Annotated in this window: 23 protein-coding genes and 3 tRNA genes; 24 read left to right on the top strand and 2 right to left on the bottom strand. The window is 26.9% G+C overall.

Features of this window, described 5'->3' with window-relative positions; translation table 11 throughout:
• Positions 1-4: 4 nt before the first annotated feature.
• Together LXN10_RS03530 and ilvD are read right to left on the bottom strand one after the other, a co-directional pair.
• Positions 5-1,447, bottom strand: coding sequence for a Do family serine endopeptidase (locus LXN10_RS03530; protein WP_375724560.1), 1,443 nt, complete (start codon positions 1,445-1,447; stop codon positions 5-7).
• A 111-nt stretch (positions 1,448-1,558) separates the two neighbouring features.
• The gene (gene ilvD, locus LXN10_RS03525; protein WP_375724559.1) at positions 1,559-3,247 is read right to left on the bottom strand and encodes a dihydroxy-acid dehydratase; all 1,689 of its coding nucleotides are present in this window, start codon (positions 3,245-3,247) and stop codon (positions 1,559-1,561) included.
• 143 nt (positions 3,248-3,390) lie between these two features.
• Between ilvD and LXN10_RS03520 the strand changes: the two genes are divergently transcribed.
• The 24 genes from LXN10_RS03520 (at position 3,391) to LXN10_RS03405 (ending at position 26,860) form a co-directional block, all read left to right on the top strand.
• Positions 3,391-3,477 (top strand) — tRNA-Leu (locus tag LXN10_RS03520).
• Between the two features lie 16 nt (positions 3,478-3,493).
• Positions 3,494-3,582, top strand: a tRNA-Ser gene (locus tag LXN10_RS03515).
• Between the two features lie 47 nt (positions 3,583-3,629).
• A tRNA-Cys gene (locus LXN10_RS03510) sits at positions 3,630-3,705 on the top strand.
• 205 nt (positions 3,706-3,910) lie between these two features.
• Positions 3,911-4,930 (top strand): UDP-glucose 4-epimerase GalE, encoded by a 1,020-nt coding sequence (gene galE / locus LXN10_RS03505; RefSeq protein ID WP_375724558.1) that lies wholly within the window; start codon positions 3,911-3,913, stop codon positions 4,928-4,930.
• On the top strand, positions 4,917-5,681 hold the full coding sequence (locus LXN10_RS03500) for a Wzz/FepE/Etk N-terminal domain-containing protein (protein ID WP_375724557.1): 765 nt from the start codon (positions 4,917-4,919) through the stop codon (positions 5,679-5,681). Before galE ends, LXN10_RS03500 begins: the two co-directional genes overlap by 14 nt.
• Complete coding sequence (locus LXN10_RS03495) at positions 5,678-6,847, top strand: nucleotide sugar dehydrogenase (protein WP_375724556.1); 1,170 nt, start codon at positions 5,678-5,680, stop codon at positions 6,845-6,847. Before LXN10_RS03500 ends, LXN10_RS03495 begins: the two co-directional genes overlap by 4 nt.
• Positions 6,848-6,860: 13 nt before the next feature.
• On the top strand, positions 6,861-7,931 hold the full coding sequence (locus tag LXN10_RS03490; protein ID WP_375724555.1) for an NAD-dependent epimerase: 1,071 nt from the start codon (positions 6,861-6,863) through the stop codon (positions 7,929-7,931).
• Positions 7,931-9,178 (top strand): nucleotide sugar dehydrogenase, encoded by a 1,248-nt coding sequence (locus tag LXN10_RS03485; protein ID WP_375724554.1) that lies wholly within the window; start codon positions 7,931-7,933, stop codon positions 9,176-9,178. The genes LXN10_RS03490 and LXN10_RS03485 overlap by 1 nt, the downstream gene beginning before the upstream one ends.
• Position 9,179: 1 nt before the next feature.
• Positions 9,180-10,049, top strand: coding sequence for a glucose-1-phosphate thymidylyltransferase RfbA (gene rfbA / locus LXN10_RS03480; protein ID WP_375724553.1), 870 nt, complete (start codon positions 9,180-9,182; stop codon positions 10,047-10,049).
• Positions 10,039-11,064: a dTDP-glucose 4,6-dehydratase gene (rfbB, locus tag LXN10_RS03475; protein WP_375724552.1), complete on the top strand. Its 1,026-nt coding sequence runs from the start codon at positions 10,039-10,041 to the stop codon at positions 11,062-11,064. The genes rfbA and rfbB overlap by 11 nt, the downstream gene beginning before the upstream one ends.
• Positions 11,065-11,109: 45 nt before the next feature.
• Positions 11,110-12,435 carry a glutamate-1-semialdehyde 2,1-aminomutase gene (locus LXN10_RS03470; RefSeq protein WP_375724551.1) on the top strand — a complete coding sequence of 442 codons (1,326 nt, stop codon included), beginning with the start codon at positions 11,110-11,112 and terminating at the stop codon, positions 12,433-12,435.
• 17 nt (positions 12,436-12,452) lie between these two features.
• A complete protein-coding gene (locus tag LXN10_RS03465; RefSeq protein ID WP_375724550.1) occupies positions 12,453-13,166 on the top strand; it encodes an SDR family oxidoreductase in 714 nt (237 codons plus the stop codon).
• Positions 13,160-15,556, top strand: a complete 2,397-nt coding sequence (locus LXN10_RS03460; protein WP_375724549.1) for an N-acetylneuraminate synthase family protein — start codon at positions 13,160-13,162, stop codon at positions 15,554-15,556. The genes LXN10_RS03465 and LXN10_RS03460 overlap by 7 nt, the downstream gene beginning before the upstream one ends.
• Complete coding sequence (locus tag LXN10_RS03455) at positions 15,549-16,640, top strand: hypothetical protein (RefSeq protein ID WP_375724548.1); 1,092 nt, start codon at positions 15,549-15,551, stop codon at positions 16,638-16,640. The genes LXN10_RS03460 and LXN10_RS03455 overlap by 8 nt, the downstream gene beginning before the upstream one ends.
• 1 nt (position 16,641) lies before the next feature.
• The gene (locus LXN10_RS03450) at positions 16,642-17,487 is read left to right on the top strand and encodes a class I SAM-dependent methyltransferase (protein ID WP_375724547.1); all 846 of its coding nucleotides are present in this window, start codon (positions 16,642-16,644) and stop codon (positions 17,485-17,487) included.
• Positions 17,488-17,502: 15 nt separating this feature from the next.
• On the top strand, positions 17,503-18,240 hold the full coding sequence (locus LXN10_RS03445; protein ID WP_375724546.1) for a cytidylyltransferase domain-containing protein: 738 nt from the start codon (positions 17,503-17,505) through the stop codon (positions 18,238-18,240).
• On the top strand, positions 18,241-19,317 hold the full coding sequence (locus LXN10_RS03440; RefSeq protein WP_375724545.1) for a GNAT family N-acetyltransferase: 1,077 nt from the start codon (positions 18,241-18,243) through the stop codon (positions 19,315-19,317).
• A complete protein-coding gene (gene wecB, locus LXN10_RS03435) occupies positions 19,307-20,428 on the top strand; it encodes a non-hydrolyzing UDP-N-acetylglucosamine 2-epimerase (RefSeq protein ID WP_375724544.1) in 1,122 nt (373 codons plus the stop codon). Before LXN10_RS03440 ends, wecB begins: the two co-directional genes overlap by 11 nt.
• Positions 20,425-21,606: a hypothetical protein gene (locus LXN10_RS03430; protein ID WP_375724543.1), complete on the top strand. Its 1,182-nt coding sequence runs from the start codon at positions 20,425-20,427 to the stop codon at positions 21,604-21,606. The genes wecB and LXN10_RS03430 overlap by 4 nt, the downstream gene beginning before the upstream one ends.
• Complete coding sequence (locus LXN10_RS03425) at positions 21,599-22,231, top strand: class I SAM-dependent methyltransferase (protein WP_375724542.1); 633 nt, start codon at positions 21,599-21,601, stop codon at positions 22,229-22,231. Before LXN10_RS03430 ends, LXN10_RS03425 begins: the two co-directional genes overlap by 8 nt.
• Positions 22,232-23,335: a prenyltransferase/squalene oxidase repeat-containing protein gene (locus LXN10_RS03420; RefSeq protein ID WP_375724541.1), complete on the top strand. Its 1,104-nt coding sequence runs from the start codon at positions 22,232-22,234 to the stop codon at positions 23,333-23,335.
• Entirely contained in the window at positions 23,329-24,318 is a 990-nt protein-coding gene (locus tag LXN10_RS03415) for a radical SAM protein (RefSeq protein WP_375724540.1), read from the top strand. Before LXN10_RS03420 ends, LXN10_RS03415 begins: the two co-directional genes overlap by 7 nt.
• Positions 24,315-25,427: a polysaccharide pyruvyl transferase family protein gene (locus LXN10_RS03410; RefSeq protein ID WP_375724539.1), complete on the top strand. Its 1,113-nt coding sequence runs from the start codon at positions 24,315-24,317 to the stop codon at positions 25,425-25,427. The genes LXN10_RS03415 and LXN10_RS03410 overlap by 4 nt, the downstream gene beginning before the upstream one ends.
• The gene (locus tag LXN10_RS03405; protein ID WP_375724538.1) at positions 25,427-26,860 is read left to right on the top strand and encodes a capsular polysaccharide export protein, LipB/KpsS family; all 1,434 of its coding nucleotides are present in this window, start codon (positions 25,427-25,429) and stop codon (positions 26,858-26,860) included. Before LXN10_RS03410 ends, LXN10_RS03405 begins: the two co-directional genes overlap by 1 nt.
• Positions 26,861-26,988: the final 128 nt, after the last annotated feature.

Here is a 26,988-nt window from a genome sequence, read left to right as displayed (position 1 = left end):
TCCTTTATTTAATAACTAATAAAATAGTTTGTCCTTGTCTATTTACATAAACTCTTTTATATTTGTCATTATATTTTCTTAATGCTTCTTGTACATCTGAAAATCTATTTATTGTAATATCTTCAATTTGTATAATAACATCACCAGCTTGAAAACCAACTTTTTCAGCATCAGATTTTGGTTTCACATTTGTAACTAAAACACCTGTTATATTTCTAGGAAGTCTAAATCTATCTATGATATTTGTATCTAAATCACTTAGTTGTAAGCCACCTAGAATAGTTCCATTGACTGATTCACTAATAATTAAGCCATCTCTATTGCCTAATTGAGCGTTTATAACTACATCTTTTTTATCTCTTTCTAATTGAAGTATAATTTTAGCATTTGGTTTAAAAGAAGCAATAGTATTTTGTAATGCAGCTCTATCTTTGATAGGTTTATTATTTATTGCATAAATTAAATCACCTCTTTTTAGACCATATTTAGCAGCTGGTGTATCTCTTCCAACTTCTAAGATAAGTGCTCCACTTTTGTGATTATATACTTTTGCTGACTCTTTTGTTAAATCATTAATAACTACACCTAAATAGCCACGAGTTACTTTTCCTTCTTCTACAAGTTTTGTAGCTACTTCTTTTACCATATTAATTGGAATTGCAAAACCAATACCATTGTTACCACCACTTCTTGTGATAATTGCACTATTGATACCTATAAGGGCACCTCTACTATCAACTAATGCACCACCAGAATTTCCTGGATTTATAGATGCATCAGTTTGAATGAAGTTTTCATATCTATTTATTCCAACTCTATTTTTATTTAATGCTGAGATAATTCCTTGGGTTACAGTTTCTCCTATACCAAAAGGATTTCCAATGGCAAAAATAACATCTCCAACTTTTAAATCATCTGCATTAGCTACTTTTATTGGAGTTAGGTTTTTAGCATCGATTTTAATAACTGCTAAGTCTGAATCGGCATCTTTACCTATTACTTTTGCAGTATATTCTGTAGTATCACCTGATAAGGTTACTGTTATTTCATCTGCATTTTCTACAACATGATTATTTGTAATTATATAACCATCTTTTGAAACAATTACACCAGAACCAAGGGCTCTTTGGATTTTGTTTTGCTTAAATTGGTTTCCAAATTGATCCCCAAAAAACCTTCTAAACAAAGGATCATTAAACATCTCCATTGGAACATTTCCATCTTGACTAGTCATGTGTGTTTTTGTAGAAATATTTACCACTGAAAGCATAGAGTTTTTAATGGAATCATTAAATGATAAAATTTGACTCATATTACTAGGAGCTACTCTTTGTGGATTTTTGGGTGCCATATCAAAATCAATACTCTTTGCAAACATATTTACAGCAAGTAAGGATGAAATGATTAATAATTTTTGATTAAAAATTAAAACATTTTTTATTTTCATGTGAATCCTTTTCAAATTTATTTATAATGAAATTTTATTTGCTTTGCGTAAATGAAAAATTAATAGATTGATTAATATTTGTTAATAAATCGTGGGTTTTCCCAAGATTTATTAAAGGTCAGTTTTTAAAACTGCACCACTACTTGCATTTGTTACAAGTGCTCTATATTGTCCTAGCCATTTTGATTTTAGTGGTTTTTTAAGTGGTGTAAATGCTGCTTTTCTTTTAGCTATTTCTTCATCACTTAAATGCACTTCTAAAATATATTGGTCAACATCAATATGAATTTCATCTCCATCTTTAAGTAATCCAATCATTCCACCTTCTGCCGCTTCTGGTGATACATGTCCAATACTTGCACCTCTTGTAGCTCCTGAAAATCTTCCATCAGTAATAAGTGCAACTTTATCACCAAGTCCCATTCCCATGATTAAAGATGTAGGTGCTAACATCTCTTGCATACCAGGACCACCTTTTGGACCTTCGTATCTGATAACTACAACATCACCAGCTTTTACTTTTCCACCTAAGATTCCAGCTATGGCTTCAGGTTGTCCATCAAAACAAACTGCTTTACCAGTAAGTGCTCTAGCTCCTGTAATACCAGCAGTTTTTATAACAGCACCTTGTTCTGCCAAGTTACCATATAAAATTGCAAGTCCTCCAACATTTGAGTATGGGTTGTCAATAGTATGTATAATATTTGTATCTTTTATATAAGCATCAGCTATTTTTTCATAAAGAGTTTCACCAGAGATAGTTAAATTATCCAATAAGATATCTTCACCTCTTTTTGTCATCTCTTTCATAACTGCATTAACTCCACCTGCTTTATTGATATCTTCCATGTGAACAGTAGATAAAGATGGAGAAATTTTAGCAATATGAGAAACTCTTTTAGAAATAGCATTTATGTCACTTAATTCAAAATTAACACCAGCTTCTTTTGCAATAGCTAACATGTGTAAAACAGTATTTGAACTTCCACCCATAGCCATATCAACAGCAAAGGCATTTCTAACTGCATTTTCATTTAAGATATTTGATAATTTGAATTTTTCTCTTGATTCATTATCTTTTGCAATTTCACAAACTCTTCTTGCTGCTTTTCTATATAACTCTTCTCTTTCAGGAGTTAAAGCTAAGATTGTTCCATTTCCAGGAAGGGCGATTCCCATAGCTTCCATAAGCGTATTCATAGAGTTGGCTGTAAACATACCAGAACATGAACCTCCACTTGGACAGGCATTACATTCAATATCTGTAAGTTCTTCTTCTGTCATATCACCTTTTTCAAATTTACCAACAGCTTCAAATGCAGTTGCTAAGTCAATAGGTACACCATCTTTTGTATGACCTTTAGCCATTGGACCACCACTTACAAAAACAGTAGGAACATCAACTCTAATAGCCCCCATTATCATACCTGGCACGATTTTATCACAGTTTGGAATTGCAATCATTGCATCAAGTTTGTGTGCATTCATAACTGTTTCAATAGAGTTTGCTATTAATTCTCTTGAAGGTAGTGAAAATAACATACCATCGTGCCCCATAGCAATACCATCATCTACACCAATTGTATTAAACTCAAATGGAACACAACCATTTGCTCTTATTTCTTCTTTTATTATTTCTGCAACTTTGTTTAGAAAAAAATGTCCTGGAATAATTTCAATGAAAGAGTTTGCAACTCCAATAAATGGCTTACCAAAATCATCATCTTTTAGTCCTGTAGCTCTAAATAATGATCGATGAGGTGCTCTGTCATAGCCTTTTTTTACTTCATCACTTCTCATATAAATCCTTAATATTTGTATATCGGATGATTATATCAAAAAATTTGGAAAATAAAATTAAAAACTATTGACAAAGAATAATTTTTTAAATATAATTCCACTCCATTTTAAGAAATAACACTTCTTTTAATCTACCAAATAGTGCGAGTGTGGCGGAATAGGTAGACGCGTGGGACTTAAAATCCCATTCCGGTTTCGGAGTGTCGGTTCGATTCCGACCATTCGCACCACTATTATATAAATGTTAGAGAGTTGCCAGAGTTGGTCGAATGGACCGGTTTTGAAAACCGGCGAGGTTCACGCCTCCGAGGGTTCGAATCCCTTGCTCTCTGCCACTTTAGTTAAATCATCTAATTCTTATTTTATATGATTTAATTTTTACGGAGCTATAGCAAAGTTGGTAATGCCTCGGATTGCAAATCCGATATGCGTTGGTTCGAGTCCGACTAGCTCCTCCATTTATAAATCTAAAACAAAACTTCAAAATTATATTTAAATGTTATAATAAAAAATTGATTTTAACAATATAGTTAGTCTTTACATTAAACATAATAATTATCAAAATCAAATATTTTTTGTAACTTTTCATTAACTATTTAAATACAAATTAAAGATTCTATTTGATATAATCTTACACTAGAATTAAAGAATGAGAGATATGATTTGAATATATTAATAACAGGTGGCGCAGGATACATTGGAAGCCATGTAGCAAAGCAATTATTAGAAACCACAAGTTACAATATAATCATACTTGACAACCTTTCAACAGGTAGCTTAAAAACCCTTGACACACTAAAAACAATAAGAGAATTCAAATTTATAGAACTAGACTTAAAAGAGTTTGATAAAGTAAATAGTGTAGTAAAAGAAAATAAAATAAATATAATCATCCATTTTGCAGCAAGTATAGTAGTACCAGAATCAGTTGAAAATCCTTTAAAATATTATATGAACAATACAGTTAATACAACAAACCTAATCAAATGTGCAGTTGAAAATAACATAAGCAAATTTATATTTTCAAGTACAGCTGCTGTGTATGGTGAACCAACAAATATCCCAAATACAGGGATAGATGAAACTTATCCGACAGATCCAATAAATCCATACGGTATGAGTAAACTCATGAGTGAAAAAGTTTTGCAAGATACTGCAAGTGTTACTGCTGATTTTAAATATGTGATATTTAGATATTTTAATGTGGCAGGAGCGAGTGCAGATTTGATTATTGGAGAGTGTCATGAGCCTGAAACACATCTTATTCCTTTAGTTGCAAAAACTGCTTTAGGTAAAAGAGATAAAATATTGATTTATGGAGATGATTACCCAACAAAAGACGGCTCAAATTTAAGAGATTATGTACATGTTTTAGACTTAGCTAATGCTCACATACAAGCGATAGATTTTCTTAATGAAAATTCTAGTAATATATTTAATTGTGGTTATGGGAAAGGCTTTAGTGTTAAAGAAGTTGTAGAAGTTATGAAATTAGTTACAAATACAAACTTTATATCTGAGATTGTTTCTCGAAGAGCAGGTGATCCTGCAATTTTAGTTTCAGATAATAGAAAAATAAAATCAAAAATGAATTGGATACCAAAGTATGAAAATTTGTCTTTGATATGTCAAAGTGCATATGATTGGGAAAATAGATTAGGAGAAGAGATTGGTACAAAATAATCAAATACAAGAAGATGAAATAGATTTAAGAGAACTTTTTTTAACTATTTGGAGTCATAAAAAGTTTATTATTATATTTACATTAATAGTTACTATAGGAGCAGTAATATATGCATATACAAAAACGCCAATCTATGAAGTAAAAGGGGTAATAGAAGTTGGTAGTTTTAGTAATAGTAATAGTAATAGTAATAACAAGAACAATAACAATTATATTGAAAATCCAAAAAGTCTTATAAAAAAACTAGAAATAATAAATATCGATAATGTTGAAAAAAATCAAAAAGCAATTATATCTTCAGTAATTTTAGTAAAGTCAACTCCAAACCTGATAGAAATAACAAGTCAATCAAAATCAAATACAGATGCAACAAATCTTTTAGATAAGATTATAAAAAAATTAATTGATGAACATAAAGTATTAATTAACAATTATAAATCTTTAATAATGGGAAATATTAATAACCTAAAATCTCAAAATGAGTTATTAGAAAAAAATGAAAATAAGTTTGATGGACGTTTAGCTTTAAAGTTTGAACTAATATCAAAGATAAAAGATCTAGAGTTTAGTATATCATCTTATAATATTCAAGATACTAAACAAATAGGAAAAGATATAACCAATCAAATAATACCTAAGAAAAAATTAATTGTAATAGCTGCTTTTGTCTCAGGATTTATTTTATCAATATTTTTAATATTTTTTATAGAATTTATAAAAGGGATAAAAAAAGAGGAAAAAAATAAATGAAGATAGCAATAGCAGGAACAGGATATGTTGGCTTATCAAATGGAATTTTATTATCACAACACAATGAAGTAGTTGCACTAGATATCATTCCTGAAAAAGTTGAGATGTTAAAGAAAAAGATATCCCCAATAGAAGATAAAGAGATTGAAGAGTATCTGAAAAGAGATGATTTAAATTTTACTGCAACTTTAGATAAAGAGCAAGCATATAAAAATGCAGACTATGTGATTATTGCAACGCCAACAGATTATGACCCAGAAACTAATTATTTTAATACAAAATCAATAGAATATGTTATTGCAGATGTATTAAATATAAATCCAAAGACTACAATGGTAATAAAATCAACTATTCCAGTAGGTTATACAAAAACTCTAAGAGAAAAATTCAAAACTGATAATATCATATTTTCACCAGAATTTTTAAGAGAAGGGCTTGCTTTATATGATAATTTATATCCCTCAAGAATAATTGTTGGTGAGAAAAGTGAAAGAGCAACTATCTTTGCTTCACTTTTAGCACAAGGTGCTATAAAAGAGAATATCGATATCCTTTTTACAGACTCAACTGAAGCAGAAGCTATAAAACTTTTTGCAAATACATATTTAGCAATGAGAGTTGCATATTTTAACGAATTAGATTCTTACTCACAATCTCATAATTTAGATTCTAGACAAATAATTGAGGGTGTTGGATTAGATCCTAGAATTGGAACTCATTACAATAATCCAAGCTTTGGTTATGGTGGATATTGTTTACCAAAAGACACTAAACAGCTTAGAGCAAACTATGCAGATGTACCATCAAATTTAATTAATGCGATAGTAGAATCAAACAGCACAAGAAAAGATTTTATAGCAGATTCAATTTTAGCTAAAAAGCCAACTATTGTAGGTATTTATAGACTTGTAATGAAATCAGGAAGTGATAATTTTAGAAGTTCAGCTATTCAAGGTATAATGAAAAGAATCAAAGCAAAAGGAATAGAAGTAGTTGTTTATGAACCAGTTATAACTGAAGATGAATTTTTTAATTCAAGAATAATTAAAAGTTTAGAAGAATTTAAAAATATTTCTGATGTAATTGTAGCAAATAGATTAAGTGAAGATATACTTGATGTAAAAGACAAAGTTTATACAAGAGATATTTTTAATAGTGATAGTTAAAAGGAAATATAGATTGAAGATATTAGTAACAGGAACAGCAGGTTTTATTGGTAGTCATTTAGCAATAAAATTGTTAGAACGAGGTAATCAAGTAGTAGGATTAGATAATATAAATGATTACTATGACCAAAATGTAAAATATGGAAGACTACAAAGAACAGGGATAATTGATTCTCTTGAAGATGGTAAAAAAATTCCATATGGGAAAATTATCATAGCAAGGATTGATTCTAATTATAAATTTATAAAATTAAATCTTGAAGATAAAGAAGCAATGATGCAACTTTTTGAGCAAGAAAAATTTGATGCTGTTTGTAATTTAGCAGCTCAAGCTGGAGTTAGATACTCTCTTACAAATCCTGATGCATATATGGAGAGTAATATTATAGGCTTTATAAATATTCTTGAATCATGTAGACATAATAATGTAAAAAATCTATCATATGCAAGTAGTTCATCTGTTTATGGACTAAATGAAGAATTGCCTTTTTCTACTAATCATAATGTAGATCATCCTATATCTCTATATGCAGCAAGTAAAAAGTCAAATGAACTTATGGCTCATACTTACTCTCATCTTTTTGATATTTCAACTACAGGACTAAGATTCTTTACAGTTTATGGACCATGGGGTCGTCCAGATATGGCACTTTTTTTATTTACCAAAGCAGCCCTAGAAGGCAAAAAAATCGATGTATTTAATAACGGAGATATGCTAAGAGATTTCACCTATATAGATGATATCGTAGAAGGAGTAATAAGAGTCATCGATAATCCAGCGAAATCAAATAAAAGTTGGGATAAAAAAGAACCTTCAACTTCATCTGCACCATATAAAATATATAATATTGGTAATAATAATCCTGTTAAGCTTATGGATTTCATTGAAGCAATAGAAAATAAGTTAGGTAAAAAAATAGAAAAAAATATGCTTCCAATCCAAGCTGGAGATGTCCCTGCTACTTATGCTGATGTAAGTGATTTAGTTGAAGATTTAAATTACAAACCTGAAACACCAATACAAGAAGGAATTGATAATTTTATTGATTGGTATTTAGAGTTTTTTAATGTGGAGAAAAAATAATGAGTAATAAAATATGTGTAATAGGTCTTGGGTATGTTGGGCTTCCTTTAGCTCATGCTTTTTCAGAAAAATATGAAGTAGTTGGTTTTGACATATCTCAATGGAGAATTGATGAATTATCATCTGGTTATGATAGAACTTTAGAATTAACTGAAAGTCAAGTAAAAGAAGCTTTGGAAAATGGTATGAAGTTTTCTTTAAATATAGATGACATCAAAGATTGTAATATTTATATTGTCACCGTTCCTACGCCAATAGATAAAAATAAAAGACCTGATTTAACTCCACTAATAAAAGCTAGTGAAACAATAGGTAAAGTTTTAAAAAAAGATGATATAGTTATTTATGAATCTACAGTTTATCCAGGAGCGACAGAAGAAGAGTGTGTACCAGTACTTGAAAAGATTTCAAATATGAAATTTAATGAAGATTTCTTTTGTGGATATTCTCCAGAGAGAATTAATCCAGGAGACAAAGAACACACAGTTACAAAAATACTTAAAGTAACTTCAGGAAGTACTACAGAAATTGGTAAAAAAGTGAATGAGTTATACTCAAGTATTATAACTGCAGGTACTCATTTAGCTCCAACTATTAAAGTTGCAGAAGCAGCAAAAGTTATTGAAAATTCTCAAAGAGATATAAATATTGCATTTGTAAATGAACTTGCAATAATATTTAATAAATTAGGAATAAATACTAATGATGTTCTTGAAGCTGCTGGTACAAAATGGAATTTCTTACCATTTAGACCAGGTTTAGTTGGTGGACATTGTATAGGAGTTGACCCATATTATTTGACTCATAAAGCTCAACAAGTAGGATATAACCCAGAGATCATCCTAGCTGGAAGAAGATTAAATGATAATATGGGAATTTATGTTGCAAATCAAGTAATAAAACTAATGATAAAAAAAGGTCATAAAATTGAAGGTTCAAAAGTATTAGTACTTGGTATTACTTTTAAAGAAAATTGCCCAGATATAAGAAACTCAAGAGTAATAGATGTAATAGAAGAGCTTAAAGAATTTGGGTGTGATGTATCAGTATCTGATTACTGGGCTGATAATAATGAAGTAAAACATGAATATAATTTAAACTTAATTAATGATGTAAATTTTGACGATTATGAATCAATTGTTATGGCTGTATCTCATGATAAATACAAAAATCTAACATTTAACAATAAACATCAAGTTATTTATGATATTAAATCTATATTAAAAAATAGTGATGGAAAGTTGTAATATGAAAGGAATTATTTTAGCTGGTGGAAGTGGTACAAGACTTTATCCACTTACTCAAACTATTTCAAAACAATTATTACCAATATATGATAAGCCAATGATATATTACCCCTTATCAATTTTGATGCTATCAGGTATAACTGATATTTTAATTATCACTACTCCGGAAGATAATATGAGATTTATCAACCTTTTGAGAGATGGGACACATTTAGGAATAAATATTTCATATGAAATACAAGAGAAACCCAATGGCTTACCAGAAGCTTTTATTATAGGGAAAGATTTTATTAAAGATGATAGGGTATGCTTAATATTGGGAGATAATATTTTTCATGCTGATACATTTATAAATAAACATGTAATTCCTAATTTAGAAGGAAATACTCCAACTGTTTTTGGTTATAATGTTAATGATCCAGAAAGGTATGGAGTAGTTGAATTTGATAAAAATCAAAAAGTTATATCTATTGAAGAAAAGCCAACTAAACCTAAATCAAATTATGCAATTACAGGGTTGTATATATTTAATAATGATGTTGTAAATATAGCGAAAGAATTAAAACCTTCAATAAGAGAAGAAACAGAAATAGTAGATATATTAAAATATTATCTAAAAGAGAAAAATCTTAAAGTTGAATTACTTGGAAGGGGTGTATCTTGGCTTGATACAGGTACTCATCATAGTTTACATGAGGCATCAACCTTTGTAGAAGTTTTAGAAAATAGGCAAGGACTAAAAATAGCTTGCTTAGAAGAAATTGCATATGATAAAGGGTACATAAATAAAAATGATTTAATAAAACTTGCAGAACCAATGAAAAAAAATGAATATGGAAAATATTTATTAAGAGTTGCAAATGGGAGTTAATACTATATTAGTTACTGGAGGTGCAGGATTTATTGGTAGTAACTTTGTATCATACTTTCTTGATAAGTATCCAACTTATAATCTTATTAATATTGATTTGTTAACTTATGCTGGAAATTTGGAAAATCTAAAAGAGTGTGAGTGTAATCCAAGATATAAATTTATCAAAGGGGATATTTGTAATCGTGAGCTTCTTGAATTTATATTTACTGAATATGATATAAGAGGAGTTATTCATTTTGCAGCAGAAAGTCATGTTGATAACTCTATTCAAAATCCAGGTGTATTTATACAAACAAATGTAAATGGAACTTATACATTAGTTGATGTAGCGAAAAAATATTGGATGAGAAAACCTTTTAAGTATAAAGAAGGATATAAAAATTGTAGATTCCATCATATATCAACAGATGAAGTATATGGAACATTATCAGATAATCCAAATGAACTTTTTATTGAGACCACTTCTTATGCACCAAATTCTCCATACTCCGCATCTAAAGCATCTAGTGATATGATAATTAGAAGCTATGTAAAAACATATGGATTAAATTGTGTAATTACAAATTGTAGTAATAACTATGGTCCAAAGCAACATGATGAAAAACTAATTCCAACAATTATTAGAAATGCATTAAATGGAAATCCTATTCCAATATATGGTGATGGGAAAAATATTAGAGATTGGTTGTATGTAATTGATCATTGTAGAGGAATAGATTTAGTTTATCACGAGGGATTAAAAGGTGAAACATATAATATTGGTGGAAGAAATGAAAGAACAAATTTACAAATTGTTAATACTATTTGTGATATTCTTGATGAAAAGGTTCCTAAATCTAACTTTTCACATAAAAACTTAATTACTTTTGTAGACGATAGAGCTGGTCATGATAGAAGATATGCAATAGATGCTAGTAAATTAGAAGAAGAGCTTGCTTGGAAAGCAGATGAAAATTTTGATAGTGGTATAATTAAAACTATTGACTGGTATTTAAAAAAATATAAAATATAATTTTACTAAATTAATTTAAAATTATGAGAATAAGGAAACTAAGAAATGATAAAAAACTTTAAAAAATCAAAAATTTATTCAAAAAATGTTCACTCATTTATACCTGGTGGAGCACATACTTATTCAAAGGGCGATGATCAGTTTCCTGAACTATCACCAGGAGCAATAAGTCATGGTAAAGGTGCTTGGATATGGGATATAGATGGTAATAAGTTTTTGGAATGGGGTATGGGATTAACTTCTATATCTATTGGGCATGCAGATAAAGATATTAATAATGCGGTTTGTTCTGAAATTAATAAAGGCGTTAATTTTTCAAGACCTAGTGAACTTGAATTAAAAGCGGCTAAATTTTTTCTTAAAAATGTTGCTAAAAATCATGAAATGATTAAATTTACTAAAAATGGTTCTACAGCAACTACTGCTGCAGTTAAATTAAGTAGAACTTTCACAAATAAAGAGTATGTCGCTGTACCTCAAGAATATCCATTTTTTAGTTATGATGATTGGTTTATAGGTAGTACAGAATGTGATGCAGGTATTCCTAATGTTATAAAAGATTTAACATTAAAGTTTTCTTATAATTCAATTGAAAGTTTAGAAAAACTTTTTTCAAAAACTAAAAATAATATTGCAGCTGTAATTATGGAAGCTACAAAATTTAAAGCTCCTCACAAAGATTATTTACTAAAAGTTCAAAAGTTATGTAAGAAGCATGGTGCAGTATTTATTTTGGATGAAATGATTTTAGGGTGTAAATGGCATTTAGGTGGAGGACAAGAATTTTTTGGAGTCAAGCCTGACCTATCTACATGGGGTAAAGGAATCGCAAATGGGTATTCTTTTTGTGCATTAACTGGAAAAAAAGAAATAATGAATTTAGGTGGAATTAAAAATAAAGGAAGTGAAAAAGTCTTTTTGGTATCTACTACACATGGTTCAGAAAGTCATGGTTTAGCAGCAATGATGGAAACTATAAAAAAATTAAAGAAAAATAAAATTATTGAAAAAAATTGGAAGTTTGGATTAAAACTAAAGTTAGGATTGAATAAAGTTATTAAAAATAATAACTTAGAAAAGTATATTGAAATTATTGGTGATTATGATATCTTTATGACTATAAATTGTAAAAATTATGAGATGAAAGATTCTTCTTATTTTAAAACTTTATTATTTCAAGAGATGATAAAAAATGGTGTATTATTTAATGGTTTATTTTATGTTATGGCATCTCATAGGCAAAAAGAAGTTAACTATACAATAAATGCATTTGAAAAATCATTGAAAGTTTATAAAAAAGCATTAGAAAATGGATATGAAAAATATTTAGTGGGAGAAGCAGTTAAACCTGTTTTTAGAAAATATAATTAAAAGAGGAATTAAATAATATGAAAATAGCAATACTTACTGGTGCAAATGGTCAATTAGGCCATGCTTATTTAAAAACTTTAGTGAATCTTGATTATTTTGTTTATGCAATTGATATAAACGTTGATGATATTGAATACTCAGATAAAATTAAATTTGTAAAATTAGATATTACAAATGAAAAAGAAGTTCATGATTTTCATAAATCTATAAAGAGAGTAGATATATTAATTAATAATGCGGGAATTGGTGTTTTTACACCTTTTGAGGAAAGAACAGCAAAAGAATTTATGCAAGTTATGAATGTGAACCTTTTGGGGACTTTTTTAATGTCTCAAAGTGCCATAAAGATTATGAAAAACCAAAAATTTGGTAAAATTATTAATATAGGCTCTATATACGGACAAGTTAGTAGTGATGAAAGAATATATGGTGATAGTGGTAGAAATAATTCAGAAGTTTATTCAGCTACAAAAGCTGGAATTATTCATATGACTAAATATATGGCTACTCATTTTGGTAAATATGGCATTCAAACAAATTGTATTTCTCCCGGTGGAATTTTTAATAATCAATCTCAAGAATTTATAAATAACTATGTTAGTAAAAATCCAATGAATCGTATGGGAACTCCAGATGATTTACAATCAGCATTAAAATTTTTAATTTCAGAAGAAAATATGTATTTAAATGGACAAAATATTACAGTAGATGGTGGTTTTGTAGCATGGTAAAAAAATACTACATTTTAGGCGGAGGAGTTACAGGATTAACTTTAGCTTATGAGCTTCTAAAAAAAGGTCAAAAAGTTGAAATTATAGAAAAAGATGCAAATGTAGGTGGTCTTGCTAAAACATTTTTTTGGAAAGATCGAGAAGTTGATTTGGGACCACATATTTATCATACACCAGATAAGGACATAGAAGAATATTGGGAAAGTGAATTTAAAGGGTTATTTTATCAAAGAGAACATTGGAGTAAAAATTTAAGAGATGGTCAATATTTTGATTATCCAATTTCTAAAGAATTTGTAGATAGTTTACCCACTGATATTAAAACAATTATTTACAAAGAACTTGAGCATTGTAATCAAAGTGATACTATTAATGCAAAGAATTATTATGAATATATACAAGCACTTGCAGGAAAAACTTTACAAGAGATGTTTTTCATAAGATATCCTGAAAAATTGTGGGGAATTCCTACAACAGAATTAGATGCAAATTGGGCACCAAAGCGAATACAAATCAGAGAAAAAGCTACTCCTTTTTATTGGGGACAATGGGCAGCTGTTGGAAATGAAGGTAGTGGAACTATTATTAATAGTTTAAAAAATAAAATACTTAAATTTGAAAAAATTATAAGCACAAATGAAAATATAAAAAAACTACATTTAAATAATTCAAGAATTTCTACTATTGAAACAGATAAAAGAGTAATTAATATTAAAAATAGTGATGTAGTCATAAATACAACATCGTATACTGTAACTAGTAAATTTATTAACAAACCAACAAATTTAAAGTACAGGGGAGTTGTTTTAGTATTTTTAGAACTAAATCATATTGATATCTTGCCTAAAGGTATAGATTTTATTTATATTGATGATAAAGAAATATATTTTAATAGAGTATCAGATCAAAATTCATTTGTTAAAAATCCTAATTTAAATAAAACTATTATGTGTTGTGAAATAACATATAGTGTAGGTGATAAATATGATATGATGGATGAGAAGAAACTTATCAATGATGTAAAAAAACAGTTTTTACAACTTGGTTTAACAGATGTAGAATCTAATATTTTAGATGCAAAATTGATAAAGTTACCAGAAGTCTATCCTATGTTTTTTGTGGGTTATCAAAATGAATTGGCTTCTACAAAGGCAACTATTGACTCAATAGGAAATATGTATACTATAGGTAGTTTAGCTGAATATGCATATTCAGATTTACAAGTACTATTTGGTAAAGCTATTGACTTAGTAGAAGTATTGACAAATAAAACTTTTAGCATTAATAAAATTGATAAAACTATCCCCCGCCTTTCATTTAAGAAAAAAGTTAATATTTCTGGATTTAACATTGGAGAGGGTGAAAGTACTTTTATAATAGCTGAAATTGGGTTAAATCATAATGGTGACCTAACTTTAGCGAAAGAATTAATTGATTTGGCCATTGAAAATGGTGCAAATGCAGTTAAACTACAAAGTTTTAAAAGTAAACATAGGGTTGCTAAAAATGGGAAAACGTCAAGATATGTGGAAAAAATACTTGGAACAGAAGAAACTGATTTTGAGATGTTTAAGAAAAATGAACTATCAATAGATCAAACAAAAGAATTATTTGACTATGCAAAAGATAGAACCATAATATTTTCTGCACCATTTGATTTAGAAAGTGTTGATGAGCTTGAGATATTAAATGTTGATTGTTATAAAATAGCTTCATTTGATTTAGTAAATTTGCCATTGATAAAAAAAGTTGCAGCTACTCAAAAACCAATTATTATCTCGACTGGTATGTCAAATTTATCAGAAGTTGAAGATGCATTACAGGTAGTAGCATCAACTGGAAATAAAAATGTAATATTACTTCAATGCACTTCATCTTACCCTTGTCCTCCTGAGAGTATGAATATCAAAGCAATAGATACTATGAGACAAGCATTTGGTGGACTTCCTGTAGGACTTTCTGATCATGTTATTGGAGATACAGTAAGTTTAGCTGCCGTTGCTAGAGGAGCTAATGTTATAGAAAAGCATTTTACAGTTGATAAGAGAATGGAAGGACCAGATCATATCTTATCCCTTATTCCTAGTGAATTAAAAGATATGGTTCTAAAAATAAGGCTAATAGAAGAAGCATTGGGCGATGGTATTAAACAATCTTCTCCAGATGAGATGTCAACAATTATTAGGTTTAGAAAAACCATGTATGCTAATAGAGATATTAAAGCAGGAGAGCAAATTACTGAAGATGATATTATATATAAAGGCCCTGCATATGGTATTTATTCAAAATATGAAAATATTGTATTGGGACAATATTTTACAAAAGATGTAAAAAAAGATACTCCCATTACATGGGATTTAATTAGTAGTAAAAAGAGTGTAAATGGATAATTTTTTAGATAAAGTTAACAAAAATATTAAAATAATGAAAAGTTATAATATAAAAACTGTTTTTACTATTTCTACAACTACAAAACAAGAATTACTCCCTTATTTAACGCCAATTCGGAAAAACAATGATTTCTCTGTGTGTGGATGTGTGATTTTTGATGTAAATATTCTGTCTTTATTAATTAAAAATATTGATGGGGAAGTTGATTTTATTTTAGTTGATAGTGAGAAAAAAATTCCATTAAAACATGTTAGCAATAATAAAAATTATATTGAAGAATCAATGTCAATAAATACTATTGATAAAATTGATACTAGTAATTTTTCAAAATATTGTTTTTTAAACATAAAGAAAAGTAAGGTCTTTGAATTTAAGCCAAATGATTTAACGGTCAATGCTGCATGGTTATTTATAAGTCTAAGATTATTACTCTTAAGTGAAAAAAAAATATCTATTTTAGGTTCTGGAAATATAGGTTCTAAATTGGCATTAAAATTAGTAGAAAGTGGTGCTAATGTCCATATATATAGAAGAGACTCTTTAAAGGGTTATAGTATCGAAAGAGGACTTAATTTTATAAAATCTAAAAATACGATAGCACGTATTCATTATCATGAAGATATTCTACAAACTTCTTTTCAATCTGATATACTTATAGGATCAACAGATGGGGTTCCTATAATAACAAAAGACATAATTAAGAGTGTAAAAAAAGATTGTATAATAATAGATTTAGGCAAAAATAATCTTACAAAAGAAGCAATAACTTTTTCTCAAAAAAACAATATAGAAATATGGCGTACTGATGTATCAGCAGCTTTAGAAGGTTATATTTATGAAGTTTTGAGATTGAATGATATATTCAAAAATTCTTATGGTAAAAGAAATTTAGAATATTGTTCTATAGTTGCTGGTGGTTATTTTGGTTCTAGTGGAGATATTGTTGTTGATAATATAATTACTCCATCATATGTAATTGGAGTTGCAAATGGTGATGGTACATTTAAGGATAACTTAGAAGATCATGATAAAGAAAATATTTTAAAATTAGAAAATGAATTTATATTTAGTTTAGGAGATTAATATGGAAAACACAGAAAATTTAGATAGTTGTCCTTGGTGTGAATCGTGTGAGAATGAGAAGTGGGGAGATCCTCTTAGAGGTTTTGTTACAGTAAAATGTAAAAGTTGCTCTTTAATATTTGTAAAGAATAGATTAAATTCTAAAGGATTAATAAATTATTATTCTAATTATTTTTCTGAAATACACCAAGAAGATTTATCTTTGAATCTTCTTAGAAAAGAAATGTATATTATTGAATATAATTATGTAAAAGATTACTTTCACAAAAAATTATTAAAAGTGCTTGATGTTGGATGTAGTGGAGGATTTTTTTTAGATGAGTTTTCTAAAGATGGTCATGAATGTTTTGGAGTAGAATTTGGTGAAGAAGCTGCAAGAGAAGCAAAGAATAAATATAAAATATATGAAGGTGTATTTAATGAATTAAATATAAAAGAAAAATTTGATTTAATCGTCTTTCGAGGAGTTATAGAGCATATTCCATATCCTAAAAAGTATTTAGAAAAGGCATATGAATTGTTAAATAAAGATGGTTTATTGTATATAACTAGTACACCTAATTCAGATGCAGTTAGTTGTGAACTTTTTAAAGAAAAATGGAATCAACATACTCCCGAAGAACATTTAATGCACTTTAATCCAAATCATTTTAAAAATTATTTAAATAAATTTGACATGAAAGAATTGAATAGGAAGTTTTTATATGAAGAGACCCCTTATTCTAATATTGAAGATGATATTTTAAAAGTTGCAGAAGCTATAAAAATGAAGCGCAAAAATAATAAGATTAATTTTGTATCTCCTGCATTTTATGGAAATATGATGTCGCTTATATATAGAAAATAAAATAAGGGTTTATAAATGATAATTGCAATTATACAATCAAGAATGGGAAGTTCAAGACTTCCCGGTAAAGTAATGAAGAAGATTGATAATAAAATATTAATGGAATATCAATTAGATAGAGTCTTAGCCTCAAAAAGAATAGATAAAGTGGTTATTGCTACTAGTATTTTGAAACAAGATGATGTTATAGAAAACTTTTGTAATGATTATGGGATAGAATGCTTTAGAGGTAGTGAAAATGATGTTTTAAGTCGTTATTATGAGTGTGCAAAATATTATAAAGCTGATATTATTGTACGATTAACGGCAGATTGTCCTTTAGTTGATCCACTAATAATAGATAAAGTAATAGATAAATTTAAAGAGGATAATGTAGATTATTGTGGAAATACAGTTCCCCTTGAGACAAATACTTTTCCTGATGGTACAGATACAGAAGTTTTTAGTATGGAATCATTATCAAAAGCATATAAAGAAATTAAAGATTTTCATTTTAGAGAACATGTTACATTTCAGTTTTGGCAAAATAAAGAATATAGTAAGACACAATTATTTAATGAAAAAAATTATTCGGATTATAGAATTACTGTTGATTATCCAGAAGATTTTGAAGTAGTTTCTTTTATTTTTAGAGAATTGAAAAAAAGAGAGTCATTTGGACATCTTGATGAAATAATAGAAATTTTAAATTCTAATCCTGATGTAAAGAAAAAAAATGATAAATACTATTTTGGGCAAGGGTGGAAGAAGTAGATGTCAATAGAAATTATTGAATTTGACAATATAGATAAGAATAAGTTGGAATATTTTTTTAATCAATCTTTAGATATTTGGTTTCAACATTCAACTAATTGGATTGAATATACATTAAATATGAGAAAAGAAGGTAGTAAAAATTTATCTTTTGCTATTATAGAAAATAATGAAATTGTTGCATTCGCACCTTTGATAAAAGAATATATTTTTTTTGAAAAAGAAAAAAATGAATTTAATATGGCTGGAATACCTACTCTTTATCCAGCTTTTTCAAGTAATTTATCAAAAAATAATAGAGATAAAATAGAAAAGCTTGTATTTCAAAAGATTTTTGAAATTTCGGAAAGTGAAAAAATTGATTATATGACATTTGGGATATCTCCCCTAATTGATAATATATTAAATACAAAAATAATAGTTAATCCACTTATTAAGTATAAATTTCAAGATACAACAATAAGTTCTAATATTCTTAAATTAGATAAAGAAGAGGATGTTTTATTCAGAAATTTTAGGAAGGGTACGAAAAGTGACATAAAAGTTGCAATAAAAAATGGAGCCTCTACAAAAGTATATAATTCTGAGAATATAACAAAAGAACTTTTTATGATTTATAAAGATATCCATTTTAAGGCATCAGGTAGACAAACTAGACCAGATGAAACTTGGGGAAATATGTATAATTGGATTCTTAATAATTACTCTATATTAGCATTGACAACAATCAAAGATAAAATTATCTCGGCACAAATAGTAAATGTTTATAAAAGTAAAGCATATTACCATAGTGGTGCTACATTACCAGAATATGAAAAAGAGAGAGGAATTGGACATCTTGCTCAATGGGAGATTATAAAATATCTCAAATCAAATGATTTTACTCATTATGAAATAGGTTGGAATTGGTATCCGAATGTATCACAAGAAGTGGCAGATAATAAAATGCAAGGTATTAGTAGATTTAAATCTGGATTTGGGGCAGATATATTCCCTTTTTTTAGAGGTGAGTGGTTTAGAGATAAAGAGTACATGAAAAAAATTATTAATGAGCGTTTGGATAAGTATGAAATTTAAAAAAATATTATTTATATTTGGGACAAGACCTGAAGCGATTAAAATGATACCTATATATAAGCAATTAAAAGATAATAATTCTTTTGATGTAAAAATCTGTCTAACAGCTCAACATAGAGAAATGCTTGATAGTGTAATGTCATTTTTTAGTGTAAAACCTGATTTTGACTTAGATATTATGCAACAAAATCAAACATTAGAACTTCTTACTTCTAGATTACTTTTAAAAGTATCAGAAGTATTAGAAAATGTCAAACCTGATTTAGTTTGTGTTCATGGTGATACAACAACATCTTTTATATCATCTTTATCTGCCTTCTATAAACAAATAGATGTAGCACATATAGAAGCGGGGTTGAGAACATATAATAGGTATTCACCTTTTCCTGAAGAAATAAATAGACAATTGACATCTAAAATTGCCAAATATCACTTTGCTCCTACTATCATTGCAAAAGAAAATTTACAAAAAGAAAATATTAATGAAAAAAATATTTTTATTGTTGGAAATAGTGTGATTGATACTTTATTTTTAACTATAAATAATATAAAAGTCAATTATTTAGAAAAAGAGATTTTAAATAATATTAATTACAATTTTTGTAATAGAAAATTTATTTTAATTACAGGGCATAGAAGAGAAAATTTTGGTGAAGGTTTTTTAGATATTTGCATCTCAATCAAGAACTTAGCAATAAAATACAAAGATATTGATTTTATATATCCTGTTCACTTAAATCCAAACGTTCAGAAACCTGTATATGATTTACTGAATAATGTTGATAACATTTATTTAATTGAACCATTAGACTATAGAGATTTTGTTTATATAATGAGCAAATGTTACTTAATACTTACAGATAGTGGTGGCATACAAGAAGAAGCTCCTAGTTTAGGTAAACCAGTTCTTGTTATGAGAGATAATACTGAAAGACCTGAAGCCCTAGATGCAGGGACAGTTAAGCTTGTTGGGACTAAAAATATTGAACAAGAAGTTATTAAATTAGTAGAAAATAGTTGTGAATATAATAAATACAAAAATTTGATAAATCCATATGGAGATGGGACTACTAGTGAAAAAATTACAAAAATTTTGGAAGAAATTTTATGAGAATTTTATTTATTAGTTATTATTTGCCACCATTACTTTATCCTCAATCTATTCAGATAGGAAGATTTTTAAATTACTTAAAAGAATATCCAGAATTAGATATTACAGTTTTAACTGCAAATGAAAATTCAAATGTAGATAATGAACTATATCCAAATATATTTGATGGTATAAATGTAATAAAAGTTGAGAATAATTTTAACATGTATGTTAACTATGTAAAAAATAGGCTTTTGTCTTTTATTTATCAAAGACCAGATTCATTTGTTTCATGGATGAATAGAGCTTTTAATACTATAATCTCAAAACATAAAAGAGATAGTTTTGATGTTATTTTAACTTTTTCATATCCTTTAAGTACAAATATACTAGGTATGAAACTAAAAGATTATTTTAATTGTAAATGGATTGCACACAACAGTGATCCCTGGATAGATAATCCTCACGCTCATTTTAAATCATATATGATAAATGTAAATACTGATTTAGAAAAAAAGTCTTTTGAAAAAGCTGATAAATTAGTTTTTACTTCAATTGAAACATGTGACTTCTATAAAAATAAATATCCTGATTTAATTAAAAAAATTGATTATATAAACCATTCTTTCGATAGAAATATGTTTAAAGATAATAATTTAGTAAATGAAAAAATCATTTTAAGATACATAGGGAGTTTTTATGGTAAAAGAACACCTAAAGCATTACTTGAAGCAATAAAAAATATAGATGAAGAATATTTAGATAGATTCTGTGTAGAATTTGTGGGTGGTGGTAAAAAAGCAAAAATAATGCTTTCCGAATATAAATTAAAAAATGTATCAGTGATTGAACCTGTTAGTTATATGGAAAGTTTAATGTTAATGAGTAGTGCTGATTATCTTTTAGTAATAGATGCTCCATCTAAAAATACTAGCATTTTTTTTCCTTCTAAATTAGCAGATTATATAGGAAGTTGTAAATCAATATTAGGCATTTCACCAGAAGGAACTACATCTAGGATTATTAAAGATTTAGGATATAATTGTTATAATACTTTTGAAATAGAGGGGATAGTAAAAGAACTTATAAATATTGTCAATAGCAACTTTTCCCAAAATAATAATATAAATATAGATAAAATTAAAAAATATGATATAAAAGAAAATATAATTAAATTAAAGGGAATTATTAGTGAGTAAAATAGATGGTGATGCCGTAAATTTAGGACTTGATTGTTCTTCTGACTATGCAATAAACTATGCAAATAGTCATAATAAAAGAGATTTTACATATAACTTTGAATATATGAAAGAATTTGCTATAGACATTTTAATACCAAATTATAGCATTTTAGATGTAGGTTGTGGCACTGCTGGATATTACAAATATATAAAAAACTGTGAGCATTTAGTTTGTCTAGATGGAAGTAAAAATATGCTAAACGAAGCTAAAAAATTATCTAAAGAATTTGATATTAAAAGAATTGATTATGAGTGTTGTTTGTTTGATGATTATAATAGTTCTTTAAAATTTGATATTGTTAGTCTTGGAGTATATGGACATTATCTTCCTCATAATATTACTACTTTAATTAAAGTTAGTTCATTATTAAAAGATGAAGGAGTTGCTGTATTTAATATATCTATCCCCACTTCTTTGTATACAAAAGTTGGTGTTATTGTAAAAAATATATTTACAATGGGAAAATCAAAAACAATTTCAGAAATAAAATTTGAAAAGATGTTAAAGAAGGCAGATATAGGTAACGTAATAGCTAAGTTACACCGTATGCCAAATAGAATTAGTTATTTTGTGAAAAAATAGATGAATAAGTATTTAAAAACAATATTAAATAGTAAAATTTTTCTTAAATATGTAGTTTCAGGAAATTCAATAAGAGAAAATGATGTGCATATTAATAATGCAGTAACATGGCTATTAAACTCACAAAAAGAAGTTGGTAGTATAGGTTATGCGCATTCATATAATTTTGTACATAGTTGGCAAGATGCTTACCCTGAAACTACAGGGTATATTATACCTAGCCTTTTAGATGTTTATAGGAAAAACAATAAAATTGAAATTTATAATAGTGTTGAATTAGCAGTAAAATGGTTAAAAAAAATACAAAATGCAGATGGAAGTTTTAATGATTTAAATGGTAAAAAACAAATCTTTGATGTAGGCCAAATCCTTATTGGTTTTAATTATTTATATCAATTCTATTCGGAATTTAAAATAAAAGATAATTTATTATTATCCTTGAACTGGTTACTTTCCGTCCAGAATGAAGATGGAAGTTTTACAAAGTACTCATATAACAATATTCCTCATACATATTACTCTAGGGTTGGAGCAGCAGTAATAAAAAGTGGCTATCTATTGAATGATAAAAATATTATTGAAAAGGGTATGAAAAATATAGAATGGACTATGAAAATGCAGTTAAAAAATGGATTTTTTAAGTATTCCTCGTTCTCAAATCATGATCCTTATTTACATACAATGATATATATTTTGGAAGGTTTATTTGATGCTTATGAGTTAACGCAAGAGGATAGAATCTTTAAATCTATATTAAAGTTTTCTAATAAATTACTAGAAATATCAATAAGAGATGGAATTCTTTACTCTCAATATGACGAAAACTACAATATAAGCAATAAAGAATATTGTATGACAGGATTGGCTCAATGGGTAGGGATATGTTATAAAATTTTTAATGTTAATAATAATGTCAATTATAAAATTGATGGAGACAAGACTTTAGATTTTGTTAAATTAAAACAAATTGTCTCAAGTAATAAAAATTTATCTGGTGGCATAATGGGGAGTATACCCTTTTATGGGAAATATATGGGCTATTCTATCCCAAATTGGGGTATAAAGTTTTTTATTGATGCTTTATTGGAGGAAGAAAAATGTTAGATAAAAATAAATTTTTGTATGTTGAATGGGTAATTACTTATCAATGCAACTTTAGTTGTAATTATTGTTTTTTTCGTGATAATTTAGCAAAGAATGCATATATGTTTAAAAATAGAGGACCTAAGCTTCCAAAAAACAAATTTCAAAAATATGCATTTTATGTAGCGAAAGAAATGGGAATATTTAACTATGCTGATTCATTTAAAAATTATAAAATTGAAGAATGGATTAAATTATTTAAGACCATTAGTGAAACTAAAGATGAATTATATCTGTCATTTACTGGTGGTGAGCCATTGGTACTGTATAAAAAATTGAATAAAATAATTTTAGAATTAAGTAAAATGTTTAAAAAATTAAACATAAGAATTGATACTAATGGATCTGTTATCCCTATTTTTGATGATGAGATAAAAAAATATATTTCATACAATGTATCTTATCATCCTTCTCAAATTGATGTTAATCAGTTACTGTCTAATTTAAAAAAAATAGATGATAATGGAAAAGTTTTAATGGTAAATAGAGTTGTATTTAATTCAGATATTGAAAGTATAAATCAAGAAATTATCTTATTTAAAGATAAAGGTTATTTTTTGAATATAAATCCAGCACATTTTTCTCTTAAAGGTTATTCTGAAAAAAATATAGAAGTAATAAAAAGTATTAAGGCACCAATTGATTTTAACAATAGTTTAAAGAAAAATAATGTTGGGAAATTATGTTCTTATCCTATGTTTGGTTTACAATTACTTCCTAGTGGATATGCGTGGATTCCCCCCTGTGATAATAAAAATGTTGTGAATTTAATTAAAAAACCTCATGAAATAGAAAAATTATTAAAAAAAGAAAAGTTTGCTTGTCCTTCTGAGTGTGTTTGTTTTCATCAATATCCTTTTTCAACAAATAATGAATATAAAGATAATGATATAATGAATGAATATGTTGAACGAAATGTAAGACATAGAATAGGAACTATATGAAGTATTTTTTATATGGTTATTACGGATTTGAGAATTTTGGAGATGATTTGTTATTAAAGACAATTATTGATGAAATATCTCTAATAGATAATAAGTCGTATTTTTTTATTAGAAATAATAAAGAAGTTAATTTATTAAAGAATTATAAGAATATCCTATTTACAAATTTAGAGCAAATATTACAGAAAAATGGTTCAAAAATTTTTAATATTTTTAACTATTTTAAGGAAACATGTAAGTACATTAAAAGAAGTGATGTCTTTTTAATAGGTGCAGGTGGTTTATTTTTGGATAAAGGAAAATTTAATAAATCAATTTTTATTTTGTTGTTATTTACTATTTATTCAAAGTTATTAAATAAAAAAATTATTATATTTGGAGTTAGTTTAGATATCCTCGCTTCTCCAATGACATTATTTCTTGTTAAGAATATATTTAAGTTAGCTAATTTTGTTGCAGTAAGAGATGGTATAAGTTACTCTTATTTAAAATATATAATACCACAAAAATCTGTTTTAAGTTCTGACATTGTATTTTTAACAAAAGAATTGATTGAAATTTCAGAAAATTCTAAAGAAGATAATAAAAATGAAAAAACTACCTTAGGATTATGTTTAATTGATTATTTTAATACATATGAATTTGATTTAAAGAAAGATGCTGATTTTAAGAATAAAATACTAAAAAATTTAAAAAGACATGAAAATAAATATAAATATATATATATAGCTTTTCAGGAAGAAATAGGTCAAAGAGATAATGCTATTTTTGAATATCTTGTGGATAATGGTATTAATATGGAGTATAAATTAATTAATAATTTTAATTCAATAAATAGTGTAAAGGAAGTTGATTTTATAATAACAATGAGATATCACCTCGCAATTATAGGATATATTTTGCAAAAGAAAATTCTAATAATTGATCATGAACTTAAGATGTCATCTTTATCACTAGAATTAGATTTACCTTCTATTTCTATTGATAATGTATTGAATTGTAATATTGATTTAATTGAACTTGGAAATAAATCTAATACTTTTGATGAAGGTACTTATCGTAATATGATTAAAAAATCTAAATTGAATTTTAAGTGGATGATGGACTAATGAAAAAAATAGGTATTTATTGCTTTTCAAATACTTCTTATTTTTTTAAAGAGTTAGTATTAGAAGGAATTGAAGATTTCGAGTTTTATGCAATAGTACAACGTCATCAACAAAAAAAACTATTTGATGATATTTTAGATAAAAAAAATATTCTTTATCTATATGAAAAATTTAATCAATCGTATTCTTTAAATGATGATACAAATATTAATTTTCAATTTAATAATATATATAAAATTTTAGAGTCTGATAAAGATGGGTATAGAAATATAGATAAAGATAAACAATTAATATTAGTAAAAAACATATATTCAATTTACAAGAAATATTTGTTAGAAAAAAAGATAGATTATATGTTATTCCCTGATATTGAAACAGTTGATGGTAATATTTTGATAAATTTATGTTATGAATTAAATATTGAACCAATATATTATGTTCATACTAGATACTTAGGAAAATCATTTTTTTCTTCTACAGTTATAGAAAATCTCCCTAAATATTATGGTAAATTTACAAATAATGATGTTAAATTAGCAAAAAATTTTTTGACTGATTTCAAAATGAAAAGAATAAATAGTTCAAATTTATTAAAAACATGGACAGACTATGAAAGTAAAAAAATAGTTGTATCTAATGTATTTAAGAGAGCTATTACATCTTTCAAATACAAGTTGGGATTAGAAAAAAATTATTTTGGTGAAGATAATTTTTTTCAAAAAATGAGAACTAATATTGTCCCAATTTTAGAGATATATAGAAAATTTATGTTTTCATATCAGAAAAAATATTTCGATATATTTGATGATAAGGATATAAATAAACTACCTAATAATTTTATTTTATTTGCATTACAAGTTACTCCTGAATCTTCTATAAATACATTAGAGCAATACTTTACAGAACAGGAAAAGGCTATAGATTTAGTAAGATTAAACATGCCAAGTTCTTTTTATATAATTGTAAAAGAGCATCCTATGATGTTAGGAATAAGAAAAACATCTTGGTATAGAAAAATTAGAAAAAAAGCAGGAATAATTTTAGTCTCGTCAGAAGTTAATACCAATAAATTAGTAGATAGAGCAGCATTAATATGTACTGTAACTGGTACAATAGCTTTAGAATGTTATTTAAAAGATAAACCTGCTTTGATGTTTGGTTCAACATTCTTTTCTCATCTTGTACATAACTATGATAGTTACAAAAATTTTAGACTTTATTTAAATGATATTATTTTTAATCATATTCCAACTACTGAAGAAGAAAAAATTGAAGAACTTGCAAAAATATATAATATATCATATAGTACTATTATAGATGACCCTCTTAGAAAAGAAGTAGTGATGGAAAAAGGAAATGTTAAGAATTGTTTAGATGCAATAAAAGAGCATATTATTAGAATTGAGAAATACAATGAAGAGAATAAAATATAAAGATGTTCTCCCAAAATTTAACATCTAATATAATAAACACTTTTACATTTCAGATATTTTCTAAAAGTTTGGGGTATCTTAAATATTTAATTTTTGCTTTTTCTTTTGGAATAAGTTCACAAATGGAT

Source organism: Arcobacter iocasae (assembly GCF_042214795.1).
Lineage (GTDB): Bacteria > Campylobacterota > Campylobacteria > Campylobacterales > Arcobacteraceae > Arcobacter > Arcobacter iocasae.
Note: the sequence above shows the minus strand (reverse complement) of the source record. Positions and strands in the feature narration are given on the sequence as shown.